This is a genomic window from Saccharomonospora iraqiensis subsp. paurometabolica YIM 90007, from assembly GCF_000231035.2.
GTDB lineage: Bacteria > Actinomycetota > Actinomycetes > Mycobacteriales > Pseudonocardiaceae > Saccharomonospora > Saccharomonospora paurometabolica.
In genome coordinates this window covers 253,101-254,476 of the sequence record NZ_KI912250.1, presented here as the reverse complement: position 1 = coordinate 254,476, position 1,376 = coordinate 253,101, and the positions used below count along the sequence as shown (strand labels likewise).

Sequence of the window (1,376 nt, the reverse complement as noted above, 5' to 3'; positions counted from 1 at the left end):
CCCTGGCACCACGCCGATTCGCGGCGCGCGGGCACGGTGCACGTGGGCGGGCCCTTGGCCGAGATCGCCGCGGCGGAGCGGGCCGTGCACCGCGGCCGAATGCCCGATCGCCCGTTCGTGCTGGTGGGTCAGCAGTACGTCGCCGACCCCACCCGCGCCGCCGGGGACACCGTCCCGCTCTACGCCTACGCGCACGTGCCCGCAGGCTGGTCCGGCGACGCCACCGAGGCCATCGAGCGGCAGATCGAACGGTTCGCCCCCGGCTTCCGGGACCGCATCCTCGCCCGGCACGTCCGCTCGGCCGGGCAGATGGCCGCGCACAACCCGAACTACGTCGGGGGAGACGTGGTCACCGGCGCCAACGACGCGCTCCAGCTCGTCTTCCGCCCACGGATCGCCCTCGACCCGTACCGGCTCGGGACGCCCGGGGTGTACCTGTGTTCGGCCGCCACCCCGCCCGGCGCGGGCGCGCACGGCATGTGCGGCCACAACGCGGCGCGGTCGGCGCTGCGTGACCTCGGCGGGAAGGCGGCACGCCCGTGACGAACTCGCTGCGCCGCCGCCTGGTCTCCGACGACGCCCCGGAGGCCGCGCAGATCCGCGTGCTCGTGGTGTGCGTCGCCGAGCGGCTGCAGGAGCGCTCCACCGAGCTGGGCGCGAGCATGAACGCCGCCATCGAGGACGCGATCGTCGACCTGGACGACCCGGAACTGGCGGAGATGCTGCACGCCAGCGTCGAGGGCAACATCACCACGATCCTGCACATGCTGCGCAACGACATCCCGATCGAGCACGTGCAGCCCGCCACCGCCGCCACTGAGTACGCCGTCCGGCTGGCCCGCGCGGGTGTGCCCGCAGCGCCGCTGCGGCGGGCGTACCACATCGGCTCCGACGACCTGCTCGCCGAAGTGTTCCAGGAGATCCAGCTGCTGGAGTGCCCGTCGGAGCTGAAACTGCGGCTGCTGCACCACCTGGCGGGCTGGCTGCACCGCTACGTCGACCGGATCACCCGCGTGGTGCTGGACGTGCACGAGGCGGAGCGGCAGGCCCTGGCCGAGCGCACCGCCACCGACGTCTCCCGGCTGGTGCACCGGGTGCTGGACCGGGAGCCGGTCGAGCCCGAGCAGTTCGCCCGCACCACCGGCTACCGCCTCGACCACCACCACGTCGCCACGGTGCTGTGGGACGACGGGGTGCGGCAGGCGGCCGACCAGATCGAGGCGCTGCGGTCGTTGGCGGACCGGCTGGCCCGCGTGCTGGGCAGCCCGGCCGCGCCGCTGTTCGTGCCGATCGACCGCAGCACCGCGTGGGTCTGGTGCCACGTCCCGGAGCAGGCGTCGCCGGTCGACACGGCCCACGTGCACGAGGTGCTGGCG

The 1,376-nt window shown here is 74.3% G+C and carries 1 protein-coding gene and 1 pseudogene; both read left to right on the top strand.

Annotated features, from left to right (window positions below):
• A partial coding sequence (locus SACPADRAFT_RS28410; RefSeq protein ID WP_007027624.1) for a phytoene desaturase family protein occupies nt 1-543 on the top strand: 543 nt, incomplete at its 5' end.
• Nucleotides 540-1,376, top strand: a pseudogene (locus tag SACPADRAFT_RS0217355) (PucR family transcriptional regulator); the annotation flags it as partial. The gene SACPADRAFT_RS28410 and the pseudogene SACPADRAFT_RS0217355, both read left to right, overlap by 4 nt.